Source organism: Enterobacter sp. GD03975, assembly GCF_029838645.1.
In the GTDB taxonomy this organism is placed as follows: domain Bacteria; phylum Pseudomonadota; class Gammaproteobacteria; order Enterobacterales; family Enterobacteriaceae; genus Enterobacter; species Enterobacter quasihormaechei.
The window spans coordinates 98411-117376 of sequence record NZ_JAOBZC010000007.1; the positions used below are offsets into that span (position 1 = coordinate 98411).

General features: G+C 57.7%; 14 protein-coding genes. 11 read left to right on the forward strand and 3 right to left on the reverse strand.

Going from position 1 to position 18966, the window contains the following annotated elements; translation table 11 throughout:
• Positions 1–37: 37 nt before the first annotated feature.
• Positions 38–526 (reverse strand): N-acetyltransferase, encoded by a 489-nt coding sequence (gene yhhY, locus N5C09_RS13520; RefSeq protein WP_236329242.1) that lies wholly within the window; start codon positions 524–526, stop codon positions 38–40.
• 256 nt (positions 527–782) lie between these two features.
• On the opposite strand from yhhY, the gene N5C09_RS13525 reads away from it, so the two are divergent.
• The 5 genes from N5C09_RS13525 to gntU all read left to right on the forward strand — a co-directional run bounded on the left by N5C09_RS13525 (position 783) and on the right by gntU (position 5724).
• The gene (locus N5C09_RS13525; RefSeq protein ID WP_193034090.1) at positions 783–1820 is read left to right on the forward strand and encodes an oxidoreductase; all 1038 of its coding nucleotides are present in this window, start codon (positions 783–785) and stop codon (positions 1818–1820) included.
• A 123-nt stretch (positions 1821–1943) separates the two neighbouring features.
• Positions 1944–2639, forward strand: coding sequence for a pirin family protein (locus N5C09_RS13530; RefSeq protein WP_279749217.1), 696 nt, complete (start codon positions 1944–1946; stop codon positions 2637–2639).
• Positions 2640–2730: 91 nt separating this feature from the next.
• Positions 2731–3726, forward strand: a complete 996-nt coding sequence (gene gntR / locus N5C09_RS13535; protein WP_063865382.1) for a gluconate operon transcriptional repressor GntR — start codon at positions 2731–2733, stop codon at positions 3724–3726.
• 126 nt (positions 3727–3852) lie between these two features.
• Positions 3853–4380, forward strand: coding sequence for a gluconokinase (gene gntK / locus N5C09_RS13540; protein WP_003861569.1), 528 nt, complete (start codon positions 3853–3855; stop codon positions 4378–4380).
• Between the two features lie 3 nt (positions 4381–4383).
• Positions 4384–5724 carry a gluconate transporter gene (gntU, locus tag N5C09_RS13545; protein ID WP_023295539.1) on the forward strand — a complete coding sequence of 447 codons (1341 nt, stop codon included), beginning with the start codon at positions 4384–4386 and terminating at the stop codon, positions 5722–5724.
• Between the two features lie 105 nt (positions 5725–5829).
• Here the strand turns inward: gntU and yhgN are convergent, their stop codons facing one another.
• Positions 5830–6423, reverse strand: coding sequence for an NAAT family transporter YhgN (gene yhgN, locus N5C09_RS13550; RefSeq protein WP_003861574.1), 594 nt, complete (start codon positions 6421–6423; stop codon positions 5830–5832).
• A gap of 178 nt (positions 6424–6601) precedes the next feature.
• Here yhgN and asd point away from each other — a divergent pair, with 178 nt between their 5' ends.
• From asd to glgP, 6 genes are all read left to right on the forward strand, one after another.
• Positions 6602–7705, forward strand: a complete 1104-nt coding sequence (gene asd / locus N5C09_RS13555) for an aspartate-semialdehyde dehydrogenase (RefSeq protein WP_107534097.1) — start codon at positions 6602–6604, stop codon at positions 7703–7705.
• Positions 7706–7944: 239 nt separating this feature from the next.
• Positions 7945–10131, forward strand: coding sequence for a 1,4-alpha-glucan branching enzyme (gene glgB, locus N5C09_RS13560; protein WP_279749218.1), 2187 nt, complete (start codon positions 7945–7947; stop codon positions 10129–10131).
• Positions 10128–12101: a glycogen debranching protein GlgX gene (gene glgX / locus N5C09_RS13565; RefSeq protein ID WP_279749219.1), complete on the forward strand. Its 1974-nt coding sequence runs from the start codon at positions 10128–10130 to the stop codon at positions 12099–12101. The genes glgB and glgX overlap by 4 nt, the downstream gene beginning before the upstream one ends.
• Before the next feature lie 17 nt (positions 12102–12118).
• The gene (gene glgC, locus N5C09_RS13570) at positions 12119–13414 is read left to right on the forward strand and encodes a glucose-1-phosphate adenylyltransferase (RefSeq protein WP_063449532.1); all 1296 of its coding nucleotides are present in this window, start codon (positions 12119–12121) and stop codon (positions 13412–13414) included.
• Complete coding sequence (glgA, locus tag N5C09_RS13575; protein ID WP_063865387.1) at positions 13414–14847, forward strand: glycogen synthase GlgA; 1434 nt, start codon at positions 13414–13416, stop codon at positions 14845–14847. The genes glgC and glgA overlap by 1 nt, the downstream gene beginning before the upstream one ends.
• 18 nt (positions 14848–14865) lie before the next feature.
• A complete protein-coding gene (gene glgP, locus N5C09_RS13580; protein WP_063865388.1) occupies positions 14866–17313 on the forward strand; it encodes a glycogen phosphorylase in 2448 nt (815 codons plus the stop codon).
• An 86-nt stretch (positions 17314–17399) separates the two neighbouring features.
• Here the strand turns inward: glgP and glpD are convergent, their stop codons facing one another.
• The gene (gene glpD / locus N5C09_RS13585; RefSeq protein ID WP_112792199.1) at positions 17400–18908 is read right to left on the reverse strand and encodes a glycerol-3-phosphate dehydrogenase; all 1509 of its coding nucleotides are present in this window, start codon (positions 18906–18908) and stop codon (positions 17400–17402) included.
• Positions 18909–18966: the final 58 nt, after the last annotated feature.

The following is an 18966-nucleotide window of genomic DNA, read 5'->3' on the forward strand; positions in this document are numbered from 1 at the left end:
TTAGCCGGGTGGCGGCTTCGCCTTACCCGGCAACAAACTACTTCATCCGCGCCATATAATATGCATCCACGTACTCACCGTTGCGCAGGGCGTAGCGCTTGCCGGTGCCTTCAATCTCAAACCCGTGCTTTTTGTACACCGCGATTGCCGGTTCGTTATCCACAAACACCGTTAACTCAATGCGGTCGACGCGCAGCCAGTTGTCGCACATATCGATCATGGTACGCATCAGGGCGCTGGCGACGCCTCGGTTTTGCCACTGCGCACCTACACAAATTCCGAAATCGGCAACGTGGCTGCGACGTGGGCGCTGGGCTACGGCAATGCACAGGTGCCCGGCGACGGTCCCGTCGATGCAGGCGACCAGCTGTTTAATGCCGGGCTGATCGGTTAGCCGCTCCTGCCACATCTGCTCTGAGGGATGAGGAACCTGTAGCGTGTTGTGGTACACCTCCGGCTGGGCGTGGATCTGACGAATAGCGTCGTAATCTTTCGGTTCCGCGTGGCGTATCACTATCTCACTCATTCCTTGTTCCTCAGTCGGTTAAAAGTCCCTTCCAACATCATTGACTTTAAAATCTGAGTCAATCGCTATTTTTTGCAAAAAGTGTTGGACAAGTGCGAATGAGAATGATTATTATTGCTCTGCATTCAGGAAGACCTCCTACGGGAACCTGAAAGCACGACATTGCTCACATTGCTTCCAGTATTACTTTAGCCAGCTTCTCGCTGGCTTTTTTTTTGTTATGGTTAAACCCAGTAACCTTAAAAAGGACTGAGCCATGACACTACATTGCGCATTTATTGGATTTGGCAAAAGCACTACGCGTTACCACCTTCCGTATGTTCTCAACCGTAAAGACACCTGGCATGTAGCCCATATCTACCGTCGCAGCGCGAAGCCGGAAGAGCAGTCTCCGCAGTATTCCCACATTCACTTCACCAGCGATCTTGATGAAGTGCTTAACGATCCGCAGGTAAAGCTGGTGATCGTCTGCACTCACGCCGACAGCCACTTCGACTACGCGAAACGCGCGCTCGAAGCGGGCAAGAACGTGCTGGTGGAAAAACCGTTCACCCCGACGCTTGCCGAAGCCAAGGCGCTGTTCGCGCTGGCGAAAAGCAAAGGTCTGACCGTCACCCCGTACCAGAACCGTCGCTTTGACAGCTGCTTCCTGACGGCGAAAAAGGCGATCGAAAGCGGCAAGCTCGGCGATATTGTGGAGATCGAAAGCCACTTCGATTACTACCGTCCGGTGGCAGAAACCAAACCCGGCCTGCCGCAGGACGGCTCGTTCTACGGTCTGGGCGTACACACCATGGACCAGATCATCTCCCTGTTTGGCCGCCCGGACCACGTGGCGTACGACATCCGCAGCCTGCGCAATAAAGCGAACCCGGACGATACCTTCGAGGCGCAGCTGTTTTACGGCGACCTTAAGGCCATCGTTAAAACCAGCCATCTGGTGAAAATCGACTACCCGAAATTTATCGTTCACGGCACGAAGGGCTCGTTCATCCGGTACGGTATTGACCAGCAGGAGACCAGCCTGAAGGCCAACATCATGCCGGGCGAACCGGGCTTTGCGGCGGACGATGCCGTGGGCGTGCTGGAGTACGTGAACGATGAGGGCGTGACGGTCAGGGAAGAGCTGAAACCTGAAACCGGCGACTATGGCCGCGTCTACGATGCGCTGTATGAAACCCTCACCAACGGCACGCCGAATTACGTCAAGGAATCTGACGTTCTCACTAACCTGGAAATCCTTGAACGGGCATTCGAACAGGCTTCTCCTGCCACGGTAACCCTCGCCAGATAAGCAAAAACGGCTCCTCTGCGGTTGTTCATAATTTTTGAACAGAGGAGTCAATTTTCACCCTCTATGATCCCGGACGGTTTGCGTCCACACTTACTCCATCGAAACGAACTGAGGGTGAAAACAATGATCTACTTACGCAAAGCAAACGAACGCGGTCACGCAAATCATGGCTGGCTGGACTCATGGCATTCATTCTCGTTTGCCGACTATTACGACCCGAACTTCATGGGCTTCTCCGCGCTCCGCGTCATTAACGACGACGTGATTGACGCAGGCCAGGGCTTCGGTACCCACCCGCACAAGGACATGGAAATCCTGACCTATGTGCTGGAAGGGGCGGTTGAGCACCAGGACAGCATGGGCAACAAAGAGCAGGTGCCGGCGGGTGAGTTCCAGATTATGAGCGCGGGTACCGGGGTGCGTCACTCTGAGTACAACCCGAGCAAAACGGAAAAACTGCACCTGTATCAAATCTGGATCATTCCGGAAGAGACCGGCATCACGCCACGCTACGAGCAGCGCCGCTTCGACGCGAAACAGGGCAAACAGCTGGTGCTGTCCCCGGATGCGCGTGAAGGTTCTCTGAAGGTGCACCAGGATATGGAAATGTACCGCTGGGCGCTGGCGAAAGACGAACAGTCTGTCCATCAGATTGCCGCCAACCGCCGCGTCTGGATCCAGGTGGTGAAAGGGGAAGTGTCTATTAACGGCACGAAAGCCACAACCGCCGATGGCCTGGCTATCTGGGACGAGCAGGCGCTCTCCGTGCACGCCGACAGCGAAAGCGAAATCCTGCTGTTTGACCTGCCGCCAGTCTAAATAATTTCTCAACCTTCCCTTTAAACGGGGAAGGTTGAGCTTTGTCCGTGATAAACTGAGCAAATCTCTCACTTCAAGATTTCTCAGGACGATGAAAAAGAAACGCCCCGTACTTCAGGATGTCGCCGATCGCGTCGGTGTGACCAAAATGACGGTCAGCCGTTTTTTACGTAACCCGGAACAGGTTTCCGTGGCGTTGCGTGGCAAGATTGCCGCCGCCCTTGATGAACTGGGTTATATCCCCAACCGCGCACCCGATATTCTCTCCAATGCGACCAGCCGTGCGGTGGGCGTCCTGCTTCCTTCCTTAACCAACCAGGTTTTCGCCGAAGTGCTGCGCGGTATCGAAAGCGTTACCGATGCGTTTGGCTATCAGACCATGCTCGCCCACTACGGGTACAAGCCGGAACTGGAAGAGGAACGTCTTGAATCGATGCTTTCCTGGAACATCGACGGGCTGATTTTAACGGAACGTACCCACACGCCGCGCACGCTGAAAATGATTCAGGTGGCGGGCATTCCGGTGGTGGAGCTGATGGACAGCCAGTCGCCGTGCCTCGACATTGCCGTTGGGTTCGATAACTTTGAAGCGGCGCGTCAGATGACGGCGGCGATCATTGCCCGCGGTCATCGCCATATCGCATACCTGGGTGCACGACTGGATGAACGTACTATCATCAAACAGAAGGGATACGAGCAGGCGATGCTCGACGCCGGTTTAACCCCGTACAGCGTAATGGTGGAGCAATCTTCATCTTATACGTCGGGTATTGAGCTGATGCGTCAGGCGCGACGCGAGTATCCGCAACTGGACGGTATTTTCTGTACCAACGATGACCTTGCGGTGGGCGCGGCGTTTGAATGCCAGCGTCTGGGGCTGAAGATCCCTGATGACATGGCGATTGCCGGCTTCCACGGTCACGACATCGGCCAGGTGATGGAGCCGCGGCTGGCAAGCGTCCTGACCCCGCGCGAACGCATGGGGCGCATTGGTGCAGAACGCCTGCTGGCGCGCATTCGTGGTGAGGCGGTTACCCCTAAAATGTTAGATTTAGGTTTCACCTTGTCACCGGGTGGATCTATTTAATCCGACAAATTTGAAGTAGCTCACACTTATTCACATCGCGCACGTTTGGATATTGCTTCTCTTTTGCCCCGGCAGGACAATGTTACCGATAACTGTTACCCGTAACAATTGACTGAGGGACACCCTTTGAGCACGACTAATCACGATCACCACGTTTACGTCCTGATGGGCGTGTCCGGTAGCGGTAAATCTGCCGTGGCGAGCGAAGTGGCGCATCAACTCCAGGCTGCGTTTCTTGATGGTGACTTCCTCCATCCGCGCAGCAACATCATGAAAATGGCTTCCGGCGAGCCGCTGAACGACGACGACCGCAAACCGTGGTTGCAGGCGCTGAATGACGCCGCGTTCGCGATGCAGCGCACCAACAAAGTCTCCCTGATCGTCTGCTCCGCGCTGAAAAAAACCTATCGCGACCTGCTGCGCGACGGCAATCCGAACCTCTCTTTCATCTACCTGAAAGGCGATTTCGGGGTGATTGAAAGCCGTCTGAAGGCGCGTAAAGGCCACTTCTTCAAAACCCAGATGCTGGTCACGCAGTTCGAGGCGTTGCAGGAGCCGGGTGCTGACGAGCAGGATGTCTTAGTGGTTGATATCGATCAGCCGCTGGAAGGTGTTGTAGCCAGCACCATCGAGGTTATTAATAAAAGGCAGTAAGTTTTGAGTACATTAACGCTAGTTCTGACAGCAGTGGGTTCGGTATTGCTGCTGCTGTTTTTAGTGATGAAGGCGCGTATGCATGCCTTTGTTGCTTTGATGGTGGTTTCTATTGGTGCAGGTCTCTTTTCCGGTATGCCGCTCGACAAAATCGCGGCGACGATGGAAAAAGGGATGGGCGGCACGCTGGGCTTCCTGGCCATTGTGGTGGCGCTGGGCGCGATGTTTGGCAAGATCCTGCACGAGACGGGCGCGGTCGACCAGATTGCCGTTAAGATGCTGAAATCCTTCGGACACAGCCGTGCGCACTACGCGATTGGTCTGGCCGGTCTGATTTGCGCGCTGCCGCTGTTCTTTGAAGTGGCGGTTGTGCTGCTGATTAGCGTGGCGTTTTCAATGGCGCGCCATACCGGTACGAACCTCGTGAAGCTGGTCATTCCGCTGTTTGCGGGCGTGGCGGCGGCCGCGGCGTTTCTGCTGCCCGGACCTGCCCCGATGCTGCTGGCCTCCCAGATGCACGCGGACTTTGGCTGGATGATCCTGATTGGCCTGTGCGCTGCGATCCCGGGGATGATTATCGCCGGTCCGCTGTGGGGCAACTTCATCAGCCGCTACGTTGAGCTGCACATCCCGGACGACATCTCCGAGCCGCACCTGGGCGAAGGTAAAATGCCGTCCTTCGGCTTTAGTCTTTCGCTGATCCTGCTGCCGCTGGTGCTGGTGGGTCTGAAAACCATCGCGGCGCGCTTTGTGCCGGTGGGTTCAACCGCGTACGAATGGTTCGAGTTTATTGGTCACCCGTTCACGGCGATCCTGGTGGCGTGTCTGGTGGCGATTTACGGCCTGGCGATGCGTCAGGGCATGCCGAAAGACCGCGTGATGGAGATTTGCGGCGCTGCGCTGCAACCGGCGGGTATCATTCTGCTGGTGATCGGTGCCGGTGGCGTATTCAAACAGGTGCTGGTGGATTCCGGTGTGGGTCCGGCACTGGGCGAAGCGCTGACCGGAATGGGTCTGCCGATTGCGGTCACCTGCTTCGTGCTCGCTGCGGCGGTGCGTATCATTCAGGGCTCCGCGACCGTGGCATGCTTAACCGCCGTGGGCCTGGTGATGCCGGTAATTGAACAGCTGAACTACTCCGGCGCGCAGATGGCGGCGCTCTCTATCTGTATCGCGGGCGGCTCGATTGTGGTTTCACACGTAAACGACGCTGGCTTCTGGCTGTTCGGTAAATTTACCGGCGCCACCGAAGCGCAAACCCTGAAAACCTGGACGCTGATGGAAACCATCCTCGGCACCACGGGTGCGATTGTCGGGATGATTGCGTTTACGCTCCTGAGTTAACGAGGTTGTATGTGTGTCGGGTGGCGCTTACGCTTACCCGACCTACAAAAACCTCAGGTCTCTTAGGCCGGGTAAGCGTGAGCGCCACCCGGCTTTTTTACATCCTCAACCTTTCATCCACGCCCGTATTCCGTCCAGGAACATCTGCGTCGCCATCATCACCAGAATCAGCCCCATCAGACGCTCCAGCGCGTTCACCCCTTTCTCACCCAGCAGGCGCAGGAACAGCGACGACTGCAACAGGATAATAAACGTCCCGCCCCAGGCGATGAGCAGGGCAATCACCAGATGGCTCATCTGATTCGGATACTGATGCGACAACAGCATCAGCGTTGCCAGAATCGTTGGTCCCGCGACCAGCGGGATCGCCAGCGGCACGATAAACGGCTCTTCACCCGCGGGAAGGCCGCTGCTGCTGCCTTCTGCGCTCGGGAAAATCATCTTAATGGCGATCAGGAACAAAATTATCCCGCCGGAAATGGAGACCGTTTCGGCGCGTAAGTTCAGGAAAGCGAGGATTTTTTCCCCGGCGAACAGGAAGATAAACATCACCAGCAGGGCGATGAGCAACTCGCGGATCATGATCGCCCGGCGGCGCTTCGGCTCGGTGTGCTTCAGCACCGACATGAAGATCGGCAGATTACCGAGCGGATCCATAATCAGGATCAATAAAACCGCTGCGGAAATGATTTCACTCATCTTAAATTATCCCTGATACTTATTGTGGTCATTGCGATGATTAGCACTTTTTCTGATTGCCGGGCAATCATCGATTAATTTCGCTTGCGACTTTGGCAGCATTTTGTAATGTGAAGCATATCCCAGTTCAATACTGGCTTGCACAATCAGCACACACCCCTTGCAGGAAAAAAATGCTATGAAAAACGTTGGTTTTATCGGCTGGCGCGGTATGGTCGGCTCTGTACTCATGCAACGCATGGTTGAAGAGCGCGATTTCGACGCCATCCGCCCGGTCTTCTTCTCCACTTCCCAGCTCGGCCAGGCTGCACCGTCCTTTGGGGGTACCACGGGCACGTTGCAGGATGCTTACGATCTGGAAGCGCTGAAGGCACTCGACATTATTGTGACTTGCCAGGGCGGCGATTATACCAACGAAATCTATCCGAAGCTGCGTGAAAGCGGCTGGCAGGGCTACTGGATTGACGCGGCCTCGTCGCTGCGCATGAAAGACGATGCCATCATTATTCTCGACCCGGTTAACCAGGACGTCATCACCGACGGCCTGAACAACGGCGTGAAAACCTTTGTTGGCGGCAACTGCACCGTCAGCCTGATGCTGATGTCCCTCGGCGGCCTGTTCGCGCAGGATCTGGTGGAGTGGGTCTCCGTGGCAACGTACCAGGCCGCGTCCGGCGGCGGCGCGCGCCACATGCGCGAGCTGCTGACCCAGATGGGCCAGCTGCACCACAGCGTCGCGGCCGAGCTGGCAGACCCGGCATCCGCCATCCTCGACATCGAGCGCAAAGTCACTCAGCTGACCCGCAGCGGCGAGCTGCCGGTGGATAACTTTGGCGTACCGCTGGCCGGTGGCCTGATCCCGTGGATCGACAAACAGCTGGATAACGGCCAGACCCGCGAAGAGTGGAAGGGCCAGGCTGAGACCAACAAAATCCTCGCCACCGCGAATACCATTCCGGTTGACGGTCTGTGCGTGCGTATCGGCGCGCTGCGCTGCCACAGCCAGGCCTTCACCATTAAACTGAAAAAAGATGTGTCTATTCCGACCGTGGAAGAGCTGCTGGCCGCGCACAACCCGTGGGCGAAAGTGGTGCCAAACGATCGCGATATCACCATGCGCGAGCTCACCCCGGCTGCCGTTACCGGCACGCTGACCACGCCGGTTGGCCGCCTGCGCAAGCTGAACATGGGGCCGGAGTATCTCTCCGCGTTCACCGTTGGCGACCAGCTGCTGTGGGGTGCCGCCGAGCCGCTGCGCCGCATGCTGCGCCAGCTGGCGTAATAATTTGTTAAACACGGGGGGTGATTGTCACCCCCTTTTTTTGCGTACTACATGGAGTAAAACGCAGATGTCTTATTTTTTATCAGGAGGAACCACGACGTTGGCTATGCTTTAAGGAAGATTTATTTCTCACCTGAGGGTAGGGCGGAGCAGAGAGGATTAACTGCACCGTTTAGGTCACATTAAAAGTCGTCCCGGAGCGCGTAAAAAGGGCGACATAAAAAAACAGGATGAATACCATGTCCGATCGTATTTCGAGAGACGTGATTAATGCGCTTATTGCGGGTCATTTTGCCGACCCCTTTTCTGTGCTAGGGATGCACCGTACAGAGGCCGGACTGGAAGTTCGGGCGCTGTTACCGGATGCGACAGAAGTGTGGGTTATCGAACCCAAAACCGGCCGCAAGGTGGGTAATCTGGAATGCCTCGACTCGCGTGGCTTCTTCTCGGGCGTCATGCCCCGTCGTAAAAACCCCTTTCGCTATCAGCTTGCCGTTATCTGGCACGGTCAGCAAAACCTGATTGACGATCCCTACAGCTTTGGGCCGCTCTTAAAAGAGATGGATGCCTGGCTGCTGTCCGAAGGAACCCATTTACGCCCCTACGAAACGCTGGGTGCCCACGCGGATACCATGGACGGTATCACCGGCACGCGCTTTGCCGTATGGGCGCCAAACGCCCAGCGCGTCTCCGTCGTTGGGCAGTTCAACTACTGGGACGGTCGTCGTCACCCCATGCGCCTGCGCCGGGAAACCGGCATCTGGGAGCTGTTTATCCCCGGGGCGCATAACGGCCAGCTCTACAAATTCGAGATGATCGATGCCAGCGGCAAGCTGCGCATTAAATCTGACCCGTACGCCTTTGAGGCTGAACTGCGCCCGAATACCGCCTCGCTGATTTGCGGCCTGCCGGAAAAGGTCGTCCAGAGCGAGGAACGCAAGCAGGCCAACCGCTTTGATGCGCCGATCTCCGTCTATGAGGTGCATCTCGGCTCCTGGCGTCGCCACACGGACAACAACTTCTGGCTGAGCTATCGCGAGCTGGCGGACCAGCTGGTGCCGTACGCCAAATGGATGGGCTTTACCCATCTGGAGCTGCTGCCGATCAACGAACACCCGTTCGACGGCAGCTGGGGCTACCAGCCAACCGGGCTGTATGCGCCTACGCGCCGCTTCGGCACCCGCGATGACTTCCGCTATTTCATTGATGCCGCGCACGCCGCCGGGCTGAACGTCATCCTCGACTGGGTACCGGGCCACTTCCCGTCGGACGATTTTGCGCTGGCAGAGTTCGACGGCACGAAGCTGTACGAGCACAGCGACCCGCGCGAAGGCTATCACCAGGACTGGAACACGCTGATCTACAACTACGGTCGCCGTGAAGTGTCGAATTACCTGGTGGGGAATGCGCTGTACTGGATCGAACGCTTCGGCATTGATGCCCTGCGCGTCGATGCGGTGGCGTCGATGATCTACCGCGACTACAGCCGCAAAGAGGGCGAGTGGATCCCGAACGAGTTTGGCGGGCGTGAAAACCTCGAAGCGATTGAGTTTCTGCGCAACACCAACCGCATCATCGGCGAGCAGGTGGAAGGCGCCGTGACCATGGCGGAAGAGTCCACGGACTTTCCGGGCGTTTCCCGTCCACCGTCAATGGGCGGCCTGGGCTTCTGGTACAAGTGGAACCTCGGCTGGATGCACGACACGCTCGACTACATGAAGCTCGACCCGGTTTATCGTCAGTATCACCACGATAAGCTCACCTTTGGGCTGCTCTACAACTACACCGAAAACTTCATGCTGCCGCTATCGCACGATGAAGTGGTGCACGGCAAAAAATCTATTCTCGACCGCATGCCGGGGGACCCGTGGCAGAAGTTTGCCAACCTGCGCGCCTATTACGGCTGGATGTTTGCCTTCCCCGGCAAAAAGCTGCTGTTTATGGGCAACGAATTTGCGCAGGGGCGCGAATGGAACCACGACACCAGCCTTGACTGGCACCTGCTGGAAGGCGCGGACAACTGGCACCACGGCGTACAGCGTCTGGTGCGCGACCTGAACCTGACCTACCGCCACCACAAAGCTCTGCACGAGCTGGACTTCGATCCGTACGGCTTTGAGTGGCTGGTGGTGGACGACCACGCGCGCTCGGTGTTTGTCTTTGTCCGTCGTGACAAAGCGGGTAACGAGATCATCGTCGCCAGCAACTTCACGCCAGTGCCGCGCGAAAACTACCGCTTCGGCATTAACCAGCCGGGTAAATGGCGCGAAATTCTGAACACCGACTCCCTGCATTACCACGGCAGTAACGCCGGTAACGGCGGGCTGGTGCAGAGCGATGCGATTGAAAGCCACGGTCGTCCGAACTCCCTGAGCCTGACGCTGCCGCCGCTGAGCACCATCTGGCTGGTGCGGGAGGGCGAATGACGCAGCTCTCGGCAGGTAAACCCGAACCGCTCGGGGCGAGTTTTGACGGAAAGGGGGTGAACTTCACGCTCTTTTCTGCCCATGCGGAGCGGGTGGAACTCTGTGTGTTTGACGGGGAAGGTAACGAGCACCGTTACGATTTACCGTCCCGCACGGGAGACATCTGGCACGGTTACCTGTCCGGCGGGCGTCCGGGAATGCACTACGGTTTTCGCGTACACGGCCCGTGGGAGCCATCTCAGGGGCACTGGTTTAACCCGGCAAAGCTGCTGATTGACCCGTGCGCGCACCGCGTGGACGGCGAATTTAAAGACGACCCGCTGTTCCACGTCGGCTACGGCGAACCTGATCACCGCGACAGCGCGCCCGCCGCGCCCAAAAGCGTGGTGGTGCACGATCTCTACGACTGGGAAGATGATGCCCCGCCGCGCACGCCGTGGGGGAATACCGTCATCTATGAAGCCCACGTCAAAGGGCTGACGTATCTGCACCCGTCGATCCCCAAAGAGATGCGCGGCACCTACAAAGCGCTGGGACATCCAACGATGGTCGCTTACCTGAAACAGTTAGGTATCACCGCGCTGGAGCTACTGCCGGTGGCGCATTTCGCCAGCGAGCCGCGTCTTCAGCGTCTTGGGTTAAGCAACTACTGGGGCTACAACCCGCTGGCGATGTTCGCGCTCGACCCGCGCTACGCGGTGCATCCGGAGAAAGCGCGGGACGAGTTTCGTGATGCGGTGAAGGCGCTTCACGCGGCGGGCATTGAGGTCATTCTGGACGTGGTGCTGAACCACAGTGCGGAAAGCGATCTTGACGGTCCGACGCTCTCACAGCGCGGAATCGATAACCGTAGCTATTATTGGATCAGGGACGACGGCGATTATGAAAACTGGACCGGGTGCGGTAACACCCTCAACCTCAGCCATCCGGCCGTTACGCATTACGCGTACGAATGCCTGAAATACTGGGTTGAGACGTTCCACGTGGACGGTTTTCGTTTCGACCTGGCGCCGGTGATGGGGCGCACTCCGGCATTTAGCCAGCAGGCGCCGCTGTTTGAGGCGATAAAAAACTGCCCGGTGCTCTCAACGGTGAAGCTGATTGCGGAACCCTGGGACATTGGTGAAGGCGGTTATCAGGTGGGGAACTTCCCGCCGCTGTTTGCCGAGTGGAACGATCACTTCCGCGACGCCGTCCGTCGCTTCTGGCTGGCGCGCGATCTGTCGCTCGGAGAGTTCGCCGGACGCTTTGCCGGCTCGAGCGATCTCTTTAAGCGCGACGGAAAACGTCCGTCGGCCACCATTAACCTGGTGACGGCACACGACGGTTTCACGCTGCGCGACTGCGTTTGTTTCAATCAGAAACACAATGAGGCAAACGGCGAGGAGAATCGCGATGGGACTAACAATAACCATAGCTTTAACCATGGTATAGAAGGGTTAGGCGGAAGTCTGGACGTGATCGAGCGGCGACGCGCCAGCGTTCATGCGCTGCTGACGACGCTTTTGTTATCGCAGGGCACGCCAATGCTGCTGGCAGGCGATGAGCACGGTCACAGCCAGCACGGCAACAACAACGCCTATTGCCAGGACAACACCCTGACCTGGCTCGACTGGGGAGAAGCGAACAGCGGGTTGACTCATTTCACCGCGGCGCTGATCCATCTTCGCCAGCGCATCCCCGCGCTCACCGCCGACAGCTGGTGGGAAGAGGGCGACGGCAACGTTCGCTGGCTGAATAAAGACGCGCAACCGTTAAGCGCGCAAGAGTGGCAACACGGCATACCCTGTCTGCAAATCCTGCTTTCGGATGCGTGGCTGGTGACGCTGAACGCGACGGATGACGTCGCAGAGATTGTTTTACCTGACGGGGAATGGCGAGCCATTCCTCCCTTTGCCGGAGCGGATAATCCGGTTGTTATGGCTGTCTGGCACGGGCCTGCGCACGGAGTGTGCGTATTCCAAAGATGATAAAAAAGGAGTTAGTCATGGTTAGATTAGAGAAGAACGATCCGTTAATGTTGGCGCGCCAGCTACCATTAAAAACAGTTGCCCTGATACTTGCGGGCGGGCGTGGTACCCGTCTGAAAGATTTGACCATCAAGCGCGCCAAGCCGGCGGTTCACTTTGGTGGTAAGTTCCGTATTATCGATTTTGCACTCTCCAACTGCCTTAACTCAGGCATTCGCCGCATTGGCGTCATTACGCAGTATCAGTCGCACACGCTGGTGCAGCACATTCAGCGCGGCTGGTCATTCTTCAGCGAAGAGATGAACGAGTTTGTCGATCTGCTTCCCGCGCAGCAGCGCGTACACGGGGAAAACTGGTACCGCGGCACGGCGGATGCGGTGACCCAAAACCTCGACATCATTCGCCGCTACAACGCGGAATACGTCGTGATCCTCGCGGGGGACCACATCTACAAGCAAGATTACTCCCACATGCTGATCGACCATGTCGAAAAAGGGGCGCGCTGCACCGTGGCGTGTCTGCCGGTGCCCGTTGCGGAAGCAACCGCGTTCGGCGTGATGCACGTGGATGCGGACGACAAGATTATCGATTTTGTTGAAAAGCCGGCGAACCCGCCAACCATGCCGGGGGATGACACCAAATCGCTCGCCAGCATGGGGATCTATGTCTTTGATGCTGACTATCTTTATGAGCTGCTGGAAGAAGACGACACAGACGAAAACTCCAGCCACGATTTCGGCAAAGACATTATCCCGAAAATTACCAAAGCTGGCATGGCGTATGCACATCCGTTCCCGCTGTCCTGCGTGCAGTCCGATCCGAATGCGGAACCCTACTGGCGCGATGTGGGAACCCTGGAAGCGTACTGGAAAGCCAACCTCGATCTGGCGTCCGTGACGCCTGAGCTGGATATGTACGACCAGAACTGGCCAATACGCACCCATATGGAATCGCTGCCGCCGGCGAAGTTCGTGCAGGACCGCTCCGGCAGCCACGGTATGACGCTGAACTCGCTGGTCTCTGGCGGGTGCATTATCTCCGGTTCGGTGGTGGTGCAGTCCGTGTTGTTCCCGCGCGTGCGTATAAACTCATTCTGTAATATCGATTCGGCAGTCCTGCTGCCGGACGTCTGGGTAGGGCGCTCATGTCGTCTGCGTCGCTGCGTCATTGACCGCGCCTGCGTCATTCCCGAAGGGATGGTGATTGGAGAAAACGCGGAAGAAGATGCGCGTCGTTTCTACCGTTCGGAAGAGGGGATCGTGTTAGTAACACGGGAAATGTTGCGGAAGCTGCAAATCAAACAGGAGCGATGATGCAGGTTTTACACGTATGTTCTGAGATGTTCCCGTTGTTAAAAACGGGCGGACTGGCGGATGTTCTTGGTGCACTACCGGCGGCGCAAATTGCCGGAGGGGTAGATACCCGCGTGTTGTTGCCCGCTTTTCCGGATATCCGGCGCGGTATTCCTGACGCAAAGGTTGTTTCCCGTCGCGAGACCTTCGCGGGACGTATCACCCTGCTGTTTGGACATTACAATGGGGTAGGCATTTACCTGATTGATGCGCCGCATTTATACGACCGTCCCGGCAGCCCGTATCACGATACCAACCTGTACGCCTATACCGATAACGTGCTGCGCTTTGCCCTGCTCGGCTGGGTGGGGGCGGAGATGGCCGTCGGGCTGGATCCGTTCTGGCGTCCGAACGTGGTGCACGCGCACGACTGGCATGCGGGGCTGGCACCCGCGTATCTGGCGGCGAAGGGGCATCCGGCCAAATCGGTGTTTACCGTGCACAACCTGGCGTATCAGGGCATGTATTACGCCCATCACATGAATGACATCGATCTGCCATGGTCGTTCTTTAACATGCACGGGCTGGAGTTTAACGGACAGATTTCGTTCCTGAAGGCGGGGCTGTACTACGCCGACCACATTACGGCGGTCAGCCCAACCTACGCGCGTGAAATTACCCAGCCGGAGTTCGGTTACGGTATGGAAGGGCTGCTGCAACAGCGCCACCGTGAAGGCCGCCTGTCGGGCATTCTGAACGGCGTGGATGAACAGATCTGGAATCCGGAAACGGACCTCCTGCTGGCGGCGCGCTATGGTCGCGACTCGGTGGAAGACAAAGCGGAAAACAAGCGCCAGCTACAGATTGCGATGGGGCTGAAGGTCAACGACAAGGTGCCGCTGTTTGCGGTGGTTAGCCGCCTGACCAGTCAGAAAGGGCTGGATCTGGTGCTGGAAGCGCTGCCGGGATTACTGGAGCAGGGCGGCCAGCTGGCGCTGCTTGGTGCGGGCGACCCGGTATTGCAGGAAGGTTTCCTGGCGGCCGCGGCGGAACACCCGGGGCAGGTGGGCGTGCAGATCGGTTATCACGAAGCGTTTTCGCACCGCATCATGGGCGGCGCGGACGTGATTCTGGTGCCCAGCCGTTTCGAGCCCTGCGGCCTGACGCAGCTCTATGGCCTGAAATACGGCACGTTGCCGCTGGTGCGGCGCACGGGCGGGCTGGCGGATACGGTGTCTGACAGTTCTCTGGAAAACCTGGCGGACGGTATCGCCAGCGGGTTTGTCTTTGAGGACAGTAATGCCTGGTCGCTGCTTCGGGCGATCCGGCGTGCGTTCGTCTTGTGGTCCCGTCCATCCCTGTGGCGTTACGTCCAACGTCAGGCGATGTCCATGGACTTTGGCTGGCACGTTGCGGCGCAGTCCTACCGCGACCTTTATCAACGCTTGATGTAACGAGGCGAAGTTACTGATATGAACGCTCCATTTAGCTACTCTTCCCCCACGCTCAGCGTTGAGGCGTTAAAGCACTCCATCGCCTATAAGCTGATGTTTACCATTGGGAAAGACCCCGTTATTGCCAACAAGCACGAATGGCTGAACGCCACGCTGTTTGCGGTGCGTGACCGTATGGTCGAACGCTGGCTGCGCTCCAACCGCGCCCAGCTTTCGCAGGAGACGCGACAGGTGTATTACCTGTCGATGGAGTTTTTGATTGGTCGCACCCTCTCCAACGCGCTGCTGTCGCTCGGGATTTATGACGACGTCAAAAACGCGCTGGAAGAGATGGGTCTGGATTTAGAAGAGCTGATTGACGAAGAGAACGACCCGGGGCTGGGTAACGGTGGTCTGGGGCGTCTTGCCGCGTGCTTCCTTGACTCACTGGCAACGCTGGCGCTGCCGGGGCGCGGCTACGGTATTCGCTACGACTACGGCATGTTCAAGCAGAACATCGTCGATGGCCGTCAGAAAGAGTCCCCGGACTACTGGCTGGAATACGGTAATCCGTGGGAGTTCAAGCGCCACAACACGCGCTACAAGGTGCGTTTTGGCGGGCGTATTCAGCAGGAAGGGAAAAAATCCCGCTGGGTGGAAACCGAGGAGATCCTCGCCGTGGCCTATGACCAGATCATCCCCGGCTACGACACCGATGCGACCAACACGCTGCGCCTGTGGAACGCGCAGGCCAGCAGCGAGATCAACCTGGGTAAATTCAACCAGGGCGACTACTTCGCGGCGGTGGAAGATAAAAACCACTCCGAGAACGTCTCCCGCGTGCTTTACCCGGATGACTCCACCTATTCGGGCCGCGAGCTGCGCCTGCGTCAGGAGTATTTCCTCGTCTCGGCAACGATTCAGGATATCCTTAGCCGACACTATCAGCTGCACAAAACCTACGCCAACCTGGCGGAGAAAACCGCGATTCACCTCAACGACACCCATCCGGTGCTGTCGATCCCCGAGCTGATGCGCCTGCTGATTGACGAGCATAAGTTCAGCTGGGACGACGCGTTTGAGGTGACCTGTCAGGTCTTCTCGTACACCAACCATACGCTGATGAGTGAAGCGCTGGAGACGTGGCCGGTGGACATGCTCGGCAAAATTCTGCCGCGCCATCTGCAAATCATCTTCGAGATCAACGACTACTTCCTCAAGACCTTGCAGGAGCAGTACCCGAACGATACCGGCCTGCTGAGCCGCGCGTCGATCATTGATGAATCCAACGGACGCCGCGTACGCATGGCCTGGCTGGCGGTGGTGATCAGCCACAAGGTGAACGGCGTGTCAGAGCTGCACTCGAACCTGATGGTGCAGTCGCTGTTTGCGGATTTCGCGAAGATCTTCCCGACGCGTTTCTGCAACGTGACCAACGGCGTCACGCCGCGTCGCTGGCTGGCGCTGGCGAACCAGCCGCTCTCCGACGTGCTGGATGAGAACATTGGCCGCACCTGGCGCACCGATTTGAGCCAGCTGAGCGAGCTTGAGCAGCACATTGATTTCCCGACGGTGAACAAAGCCGTACGGGAAGCCAAGCTGCTGAACAAGAAACGTCTGGCGGTGTGGCTGGCGATGCACCTCAACGTGGTGGCGAACCCGAAAGCACTGTTTGACGTGCAGATCAAGCGTATCCACGAGTACAAGCGTCAGCTGATGAACGTGCTACACGTGATCACCCACTATAACCGCATTAAGGCTGACCCGACGGCGGAATGGGTTCCGCGCGTGAAGATCTTCGCCGGTAAGGCGGCGTCCGCGTACTACATGGCGAAGCACATTATTCACCTCATCAACGATGTGGCGAAGGTGGTCAACCACGATCCGGACATTGGCGACAAGCTGAAGGTGGTGTTTATCCCGAACTATAGCGTGAGCCTGGCGCAGCTGATCATTCCGGCGGCGGATCTCTCTGAGCAGATTTCCACGGCGGGGACAGAAGCGTCCGGCACCAGCAACATGAAGTTTGCCCTGAACGGCGCGCTGACCATCGGCACGCTGGACGGCGCAAACGTCGAGATGCTTGAGCATGTAGGGGAGGAGAACATCTTTATCTTCGGCAATACGGCGGAAGAAGTGGAGGCGCTTCGCAAGCAGGGCTACTCGCCGCGCGAATATTACGAAGAGGATGAAGAGCTACGCCAGGTGCTGACGCAAATTGCCACCGGGGTGTTCAATCCTGAGGAGCCTGGACGCTATCGTGACCTGGTGGACTCGCTGATTAACTTCGGCGATCACTATCAGGTGCTGGCGGATTACCGCAGCTACGTGGACTGTCAGGACAGGGTGGACGAGCTGTACCGTCAGCAGGAGAAGTGGACCAGCGCCGCGATGCATAACATCGCCAACATGGGGTACTTCTCGTCAGACAGAACCATCAAGGAGTATGCCGAGAACATCTGGCATATTGATCCGGTGCGGTTGTAAAAATTTAGCCCGGTGGCGCTGCGCTTACCGGGCCTACAGGATCGAGTAGGCCGGGTAAGGCGGAGCCGCCACCCGGCTTTTTTCATTTACGACGCCAGCGACAATTCACGCTTTCCCGCATGTTGCGCCAGCCACTGCGCGACGCGAGACTGCTGCTCGGCATTCAGCCACATCCCTTCTTTAGTACGACGCCAGATGGCATCGTCCAGGCGGCGCACCCACTCGTGTTCAACCAGGTAGCGCAGCTCCGCTTCATACAGCTCATGACCGAAATGCTCGCCCAGGTCGCCAATCTCTTTCGCGTCGCCGAGGAACAGCTCGGTATTGCTGCCGTAGGTGCGGGCATAGTGGCGCGCCATCCCTTCGGTGATGAACGGGAAGCGGCGACGCAGCTTCGCGGCGTAATCGTCGCGGTTATCGCCGATATCCCCGCCCGGCAGTACTGCCTCTTTGGTCCACGCGGGGCCGATGCCTTTATAGTACGGCGCCAGTTTTTCCAGCGCGTGCTCGGCCAGCTTGCGGTAGGTGGTGAGCTTGCCGCCAAACACCGACAGCAGCGGCGCCTGACCGTCTACGTCATGAATATCGAGCGTATAGTCGCGGGTGATGGCCTGCGGTGAGTCAGATTCGTCATCGCACAGCGGACGCACGCCGGAGTAGGTCCAGACCACGTCATCGCGCGCCAGCTGTTTCTTAAAGTGCGCGTTGTACACCTTCAGCAGGTAGCTGACTTCACTCTCGTCGATCTCAACGTTTTTCGGATCGCCTTTGTACTCCACGTCAGTGGTGCCGATGATGGAGAACTCGTCCATCCACGGGATCACAAACACGATGCGCTTGTCTTCGTTTTGCAGGATATAGGCCTGCTTCTGAGTATGTACGCGCGGCACCACAATGTGGCTGCCCTTGATCAGGCGAATGCCGTACGGTGAAGGCAGATGCATTCCATCGTCGAAGAACTGCTTCACCCACGGGCCGGTGGCGTTCACCAGGCCGCGTGCTTTCCAGCTGAACTTCTCGCCGGTATCCACGTCTTCCGCTTCCACAATCCACAGGCCGTTTTCGCGGCGGGCGGCGGTCGCGCGGGTGCGGGTTTTCACCTCGCCGCCTTTCTTCTCGACCATCTGGGCGTTAGCCAGCACCAGACGCGCATCGTCCACCCAGCAGTCGGAATATTCGAAACCGCGCACGATTTCAGGCTTAAGGACCGATTCTGAGCCAAAACGCAAACCGTTCGAACCCGGCAGGCTGGTGCGTTTGCCGAGATGATCGTACATAAACAGGCCGATGCGGATCATCCACGCCGGGCGCAGGTGCGGGCGGTGAGGCAGGCGGAAGCGCATCGGGATCGCCAGATGCGGGGCCATTTTCAGCAGCACTTCACGTTCGGCCAGCGCTTCGCTGACCAGGCGGAATTCGTAGTGTTCCAGGTAGCGCAGGCCACCGTGGATCAGCTTGGAGCTGGCGGACGACGTCGCGCAGGCGAGATCGTTAGCTTCCAGCATCAGCACGGATAAACCGCGTCCTGCGGCATCAACCGCAATACCGGCACCGTTGATGCCACCGCCTATCACAATCAGATCTTTGGTTTCCATAACACCCTCATGCACTTTCGTTAAAGCTCAGAAATGTTCGATATCGCTCATAATAGCA

What these genes read in the sequence shown, in the direction of transcription:
- yhhY (WP_236329242.1), bottom strand. Translation starts at nt 526, where the DNA reads ATGAGTGAGATAGTGATACGCCACGCGGAACCGAAAGATTACGACGCT.
- yhgN (WP_003861574.1), bottom strand. Translation starts at nt 6,423, where the DNA reads ATGAGTGAAATCATTTCCGCAGCGGTTTTATTGATCCTGATTATGGAT.
- glgC (WP_063449532.1), top strand. Translation starts at nt 12,119, where the DNA reads ATGGTTAGATTAGAGAAGAACGATCCGTTAATGTTGGCGCGCCAGCTA.
- glgA (WP_063865387.1), top strand. Translation starts at nt 13,414, where the DNA reads ATGCAGGTTTTACACGTATGTTCTGAGATGTTCCCGTTGTTAAAAACG.
- N5C09_RS13530 (WP_279749217.1), top strand. Translation starts at nt 1,944, where the DNA reads ATGATCTACTTACGCAAAGCAAACGAACGCGGTCACGCAAATCATGGC.
- glgX (WP_279749219.1), top strand. Translation starts at nt 10,128, where the DNA reads ATGACGCAGCTCTCGGCAGGTAAACCCGAACCGCTCGGGGCGAGTTTT.
- glgP (WP_063865388.1), top strand. Translation starts at nt 14,866, where the DNA reads ATGAACGCTCCATTTAGCTACTCTTCCCCCACGCTCAGCGTTGAGGCG.
- N5C09_RS13525 (WP_193034090.1), top strand. Translation starts at nt 783, where the DNA reads ATGACACTACATTGCGCATTTATTGGATTTGGCAAAAGCACTACGCGT.
- gntR (WP_063865382.1), top strand. Translation starts at nt 2,731, where the DNA reads ATGAAAAAGAAACGCCCCGTACTTCAGGATGTCGCCGATCGCGTCGGT.
- glpD (WP_112792199.1), bottom strand. Translation starts at nt 18,908, where the DNA reads ATGGAAACCAAAGATCTGATTGTGATAGGCGGTGGCATCAACGGTGCC.
- asd (WP_107534097.1), top strand. Translation starts at nt 6,602, where the DNA reads ATGAAAAACGTTGGTTTTATCGGCTGGCGCGGTATGGTCGGCTCTGTA.
- glgB (WP_279749218.1), top strand. Translation starts at nt 7,945, where the DNA reads ATGTCCGATCGTATTTCGAGAGACGTGATTAATGCGCTTATTGCGGGT.